This is a genomic window from Aeromicrobium sp. (assembly GCF_049586495.1).
Taxonomy (GTDB): domain Bacteria; phylum Actinomycetota; class Actinomycetes; order Propionibacteriales; family Nocardioidaceae; genus Aeromicrobium.
In genome coordinates, this window is record NZ_JBAVCB010000244.1 from 1 (window position 1) to 6003 (window position 6003).

The following is a 6003-nucleotide window of genomic DNA, read 5'->3' on the forward strand; positions in this document are numbered from 1 at the left end:
GTCTCGCAGTACGAAGACGCGCTCCAGCAGGACCTCAGCCCCGGCTTCCACGAGGTCGTGAGTCGACAGCACGCCGCGGTGGTCGCCGCCCGGGACGAGATCAAGGCCCTCCAGAGCGCTGGCTGACCCGGAGGCGCCCTGCCGAGTCAAGGCCTTACGGCCGACTCAACCGCGCTGTCTGACGACGCCGCCGGACATTGTTCGGGAAGTCGAGGCGCAGGACGGGCAGGACATCACAAGCATGGCCGACCTGTCGGTCTCCCAGCTGGTCACGCCGCCTGTGCGCTGATCGGTGCAAGACATGTCGTTCGAGATCGACGCGTGGCATCGAAAGCATGGCCGACGTCAGGGGCCACAAAACAAGCCGCTCGTCATGACACGAGTGCAGTAGGCCACGCTGGGGCCTGCGCCCGTGCCTGAAGCAGCGCGGAACGTACACGAAAGCAGCGTAGGTGTCAAGGTGTCACGCCGTGTTCAAAAAACTCTAGAGAATTCTTAGTTTTGCCACCGGTTCGCTCTCATCGCAGTAAGTTTGCCCGATCGACACGCCTCATCGGACTCGGGGACGATGATCAACAGCAAGGTGACTCCCTATGTCTGACGCCTCGATCGACCTGCTGGCCCGCACCGGTATCAACCTGGCAGCGATGCTCGTGCTGATAGGCCTGCTCTATCGGCCCAAGCAGTCGGTCGCGTCCATGCCACTGGTGTTGGCTTCCCTCAACGCGGGTCTGTTTGGCGCGCTCGCCGCCATCACAGGCGGCGAGTTTGCCGCTGGCATCGGCTTTGGTCTCTTCGGATTGCTGTCGCTGCTGCGTCTGCGGAGTGCGGCATTCACCATCAAGGACGTCGCCTACACCTTCATCTCACTGATCCTTGGCTTGGTCAACGGCCTGCCGGATCGTGACTTCGTGTTGACCGGGGTCGTGAACGCCGCCCTCCTGATCGTGGTGTGGGTGGCCGATGACAGCCGCTCCAAACAGGCGTCCCGCGTCATGCGCCTGACCCTCGAGCGCGCAGTCACTGATCCGACGGAGGTCAAGGCGGACCTGGTCGCCCGTCTGTCGGTCGAGGTTCTCAGCGTCGTGATCGAGGAGATCGACTTCGTGCGTGAGACGACGCTGGTCACGGTTCTGTACGTCGCGTCGCCTGGAGCGGCGGCCGTCACCAGCGCCGAGCAGCTGGCACAGCCGAGGAGGGGTTAGCGATGACAGCTCTCGATTTTGATCTCGACGGCGCCCCGTCCCGTCGGCCGAGCGTCTCGTCGAGACGATCTGCCGACATGCTGACTCTCGTGCGTTCTCCGGAGGTGCTGCCACAGGCCGCACGACCTCTGATCGCCGTCGGCTCAGAAGACCCCGGCACCTTCGCGCTGGACCGTCTAGCCACCGTGTCTCTCGCGGAGATGGTCGAGCATGCCGCACTGATGCATCGCACCGACCGCAAGTACTTCGCACCGTTGACGACTGTGCGATCTTTGATTGATGTGTTGTCCGACAGCCATCGAGTGCTGGAGATCGACGGCCGTTGGTCGACCCTCTACCGGACGTTGTACTACGACACCGAGAATCTCGACGCGTGCCGTCACCACGTGCAGAAGCGTCGACGTCGCTGGAAGGTGCGCTCGCGCCTGTACGTCGAAGACGGTCTGTGCAGGATCGAGGTCAAGACCAAGGACAATCGCGGTCAGACCCACAAGGTCATGGGTCCAAGCAGCCCGTCTCGGTACGGTGAGCTCAGCGGTGCGGAGCTCGACTTCGTGACCACCCATCTGGGAGTGACTCACCCCGAGGTCGATACCAGCTCGATGGTGCAGAGCGCTGAGGTGTCCTACCGGCGCGCGACGCTGGCGAATCTCGACCACGGCACCCGCGTCACGATCGACTGGAACCTGCACTGCCGACTCGAAGCCGGCGACGTCTGGATCGACCCTGCCTACGCGCTGATCGAGACCAAGGGCCCAGTGCTGCCATCGGTGGGCGACCGGGCTCTCAGTTCCTTGGGGACACGGCCTCGGTCATTCAGCAAGTATGCGGCGGCCGTGTCGATGATGACCCCCACGATCGCCGACAACGATGTGCGCTTCCTGCAGGGGTCGATCCTGCATCATCGATTCAGGGACACCTGAGGCTGCCGTCGACCCGTCCTCGGACCGAAGGCAGAACGTCCCACGCCACACCAGCCACGAAGGCCCCGCCGATGTCCCGGCGGGGCCTTCGTGGGTATGGCTGAATCAGTCGGTCAAGCCCGCCCCGGTGGGGATCAACCTGTCCGACTCGTCGTGGATGTCGGCGGAAATCTCGCGCAGCTTGTCCTCGTGCTGGCGGGCGTGATGAGCACAGAACAACAGCTCTCCACCTCCGCCAAGAGTGACCCGCACGTAAGCCTGGGCGCCGCAGCGGTCGCAGCGGTCGAGGGCTCCGAGGGAGGCAGTGGCTGTCAAGGTGTTCACGGTGGCCTGCTTCCTGTCCGTCCTGAACTGGGTGGGGGGTCTGCCTGGTTCAACATCACATCACGGTTCGGTATTCCTCGCCCGCGGGAGTGATGTACACCATGAATACTCCCGGGTGATGACAAATCAGCGCAGGCGCGCAGGCGCACGGGCCGCGTGTCTGGCTCCTCTCGTGGGTTGACCGGATTATCGTGGAGGCACACCTCCGGAAGGGGACACCACCATCGACACCACCACCTACGACGCGCGCAACCTGCTCGTGCTCGAGGGCCTCGAAGCGGTGCGCAAGCGCCCGGGCATGTACGTCGGGTCGACCGACACCCGTGGTCTCATGCACTGCTTGTGGGAGATCATCGACAACTCGGTCGACGAGGCGCTGTCGAACCACGGGTCTCACATCGACGTCATGCTGCACGCCGATGGCTCGGTCGAGGTGCGCGATGAGGGCCGCGGTGTCCCGGTGGATCGGGAGAAGAAGACGGGCTTGACCGGTGTCGAGGTGGTCTACACCAAGCTGCACGCTGGCGGAAAGTTCGGCGGCGGCTCGTACAACGCCACGGGTGGTCTGCACGGCGTTGGCGCCTCGGTCGTCAATGCCCTGTCCTCGCGCATGGACGTTGAGGTCGACAAGGGCGGGGCCACGTGGGCGATGTCGTTCCGCCGCGGTGAGCCAGGTGTGTTCGACGGCGACACCCCCGACTCGGCCTTCTCGCCGGACAACACGCTGCGCAAGGTCGGCAAAGTCGCCAAGGCGCGCACTGGCACCCGAGTCCGCTACTGGGCTGACCCGCAGATCTTCATCAAGACCGCCACCTTCGCCTACGACGAGCTGGTGGCGCGGGCTCGCCAGACCGCATTCCTGGTGCCGGGCCTCGAGCTGGTCATCCGGGATGAACGCGGTCCAGAGCTGCACGAGGAAAAGTTCCGGTACGACGGTGGCATCGCCGAATTCTGCGAGTTCTTGGCCACTGACGAGGCCGTCACCGACGTCATGCGACTGCAGGGCGAGAACACCTTCACCGAGACCGTCCCGATGTTGGACGCCAAGGGGCACATGACCCCACAGGACGTCGAGCGAGTGCTGGGCGTCGACATCGCGGTGCGGTGGGGCACCGGCTACGACCCCACGGTCTCGTCGTTCGTCAACATCATTGCCACGCCCAAGGGCGGCACCCACGTCAGTGGATTCGAGCGAGCCATCACGAAGAGTTTCAACGACGTCTTGCGGGGCACCCGGTTGCTCAAGAGTGGCGACCCGGACGTCACCAAGGAGGACGTGCTGGAGGGCCTCACCGCGATCGTCACGGTCCGGCTCGCCGAACCACAGTTCGAGGGGCAGACCAAGGAGATTCTCGGCACGCCGGCGGTCACCAAGATCGTCAATCAGATCGTCACCCGCGAGCTCACGGCATTCTTGTCCTCGAACAAAGTGGCCCACAAGGCCAAGGCCCGCCAGGTCATGCAGAAGGTGGTCGACGCGTCACGCACGCGCCTGGCGGCCCGCCAGCAGCGCGATACGCAGCGGCGCAAGAATGCGCTGGAGTCCAGCGCGCTGCCGGCCAAGCTGGCGGACTGCCGCAGCAACGATGTCGAGCGCTCTGAGCTGTTCATCGTCGAGGGCGACTCCGCTCTCGGCACCGCCAAGGCGGCGCGCGACTCGGAGTTTCAGGCGCTGCTACCCATCCGCGGCAAGATCCTGAACGTCCAGAAGGCCAGCATCGCCGACATGCTCAAGAACGCCGAGTGCTCCTCGATCATTCAGGTGGTCGGCGCCGGCTCGGGGCGCACCTTCGATCTGGCGAACGCACGCTACGGTCGCATCATCTTCATGGCCGACGCCGACTCCGACGGAGCGCACATTCGCTGCCTGCTCGCCACGCTGTTCTACCGCTACATGCGCCCATTGTTGGAGGAGCGGCGGGTCTTCACGGCTGTACCGCCGCTGCACCGCATCGAGCTGTCCAGTCCCAAGAAGGGACAGGATCAATACATCTACACCTACTCCGACGCCGAGCTGCAGCGGAAGCTGGCCGAGCTCAAGCGCAAAAATGTGCGCTGGAAGGATCCGGTGCAGCGCTACAAGGGTCTGGGCGAAATGGATGCCGATCAGCTGGCCGAGACGACGATGGAGCCTCGGCACCGCACACTACGACGGCTGACGGTCGATGACGCAGCGGAGGCCGATCACGTCTTCGAACTGCTCATGGGCAACGACGTTCCACCCCGCAAGGAGTTCATCGTCCAGGGCGCCTACGACATCGACGTCGACCACATCGACGCCTGAGCAGAGCTCGCCCTGCGACAAGCGCCCAGCCACATCACGGTGCAGGGCTTGTCGCTGGCGACCGCGTGTCTCAGACGACGGGCTGCAGCAGACCTGTGTCGACGTCGTAGAGGAAGCCGCCGACGGACACGTCGGCGGGGATGAGCGGGTGGCTCGTGACGCGATGCACGTCGGCGCGAATGGTGGCCCTCTGGTCGACGATTGCGCCCAACGTCATCCAGGAGGCGTCGGAGCCGGTCGCCTCGGAGACCCGGGCCTTCAACTCATCCTCGGTCGACGTCGCCATGGCGCATCGAGTGTGCTCAACCACGAGGACGCGCTTGACCTGCAGGAGCGAGGCGCCGAGCACCAGCGCCACCAGCACTTGGTCGGTGACTCGACCGCCGGGATTGCGCATGATCTTGGCGTCACCGGGCTCCAGACCGATCATCTGCAACGGAGCGATGCGTGAGTCCATGCAGGTGACCATGGCCACCCCGGCCCGGGCGATGCCGTCGAATCCGGTCAGACCGAAGTCGTCGGCGAACTGGCGGTTGGCTTCCAGCAGATCGTCGAATTCGTTCACGAGTCCAAGATTAGCGGTCCTTGGGAACCGGTCGACGCAGCAGGACCAGGGCGAGGACCGCGGCGATGGCCGCGCAGACGGCTGCGCCGATGAACACGGCATGCAGCTGGGTGATGCCGGCATCGCGCACTGCGTCGCGGTAGGCCAGACACAGTGACGCCTTGCCGTTGCACAGTTCAGGGGCGGGCGGAATCTGCGCTGAGGCGGAGTAGAAGGCTCGCAGCCCGATCGTCGTCAAGGCGGAGATGCCCAGCAGCATGCCGATCATGCGCGCGACGATGAGCAATCCAGAAGCGACCCCGTGCACCGTGTCGGCAGTGTGTTCCAGCAGGACCGCGTTGACCGGTGCGATGGCGAGGCCAAAGCCGAGGCCGGCCGCTATCAGCGAGATCGTCTCGTAGCCGTTGTCCAGCGAGGTGGCATTCCACGTGGACATGTGCCAGAACGACACAGCGCTCAGGACCATGGCAGCCGCCGTCAGCGGCCCGGCGGGGATGCGGCGCAGCAGGTATCCGCCGATGACGGCGCCGACCGGAAGGGCGATCAAGAACCGCACCAGCACCAGCGCCGCGTCGAGCTGGGATTCGCGGTGGACCGTGAGTCGGGCGAAGAACGGAATGTCCACGAGCGCCGCGATCAGGGCCGCGCCCACGAAGAACGACACGACGAGCGCGCCCCACGCCGGTCGTGCGGCCAAAGCGC

5 protein-coding genes and 1 pseudogene are annotated in these 6003 nt (G+C 65.0%); 3 read left to right on the forward strand and 3 right to left on the reverse strand.

Features of this window, described 5'->3' with window-relative positions:
• Positions 1–593: 593 nt before the first annotated feature.
• Both WB508_RS12540 and WB508_RS12545 read left to right on the forward strand, forming a co-directional pair.
• Entirely contained in the window at positions 594–1205 is a 612-nt protein-coding gene (locus tag WB508_RS12540; protein ID WP_423845214.1) for a DUF4956 domain-containing protein, read from the forward strand.
• A gap of 77 nt (positions 1206–1282) precedes the next feature.
• Complete coding sequence (locus WB508_RS12545) at positions 1283–2128, forward strand: VTC domain-containing protein (protein WP_423845215.1); 846 nt, start codon at positions 1283–1285, stop codon at positions 2126–2128.
• Between the two features lie 105 nt (positions 2129–2233).
• On the opposite strand, the gene WB508_RS12550 is transcribed toward WB508_RS12545, so the two are convergent.
• Positions 2234–2452: a DUF7455 domain-containing protein gene (locus WB508_RS12550; RefSeq protein WP_423845216.1), complete on the reverse strand. Its 219-nt coding sequence runs from the start codon at positions 2450–2452 to the stop codon at positions 2234–2236.
• 223 nt (positions 2453–2675) lie between these two features.
• On the opposite strand from WB508_RS12550, the gene WB508_RS12555 reads away from it, so the two are divergent.
• A complete protein-coding gene (locus WB508_RS12555) occupies positions 2676–4736 on the forward strand; it encodes a DNA gyrase/topoisomerase IV subunit B (protein WP_423845218.1) in 2061 nt (686 codons plus the stop codon).
• Between the two features lie 70 nt (positions 4737–4806).
• Here WB508_RS12555 and WB508_RS12560 read toward each other — a convergent pair whose 3' ends face one another.
• On the reverse strand, positions 4807–5301 hold the full coding sequence (locus tag WB508_RS12560) for a beta-class carbonic anhydrase (protein WP_423845217.1): 495 nt from the start codon (positions 5299–5301) through the stop codon (positions 4807–4809).
• Positions 5302–5311: 10 nt separating this feature from the next.
• Positions 5312–6003 (reverse strand): annotated as a pseudogene (locus WB508_RS12565) (MFS transporter); the annotation flags it as partial.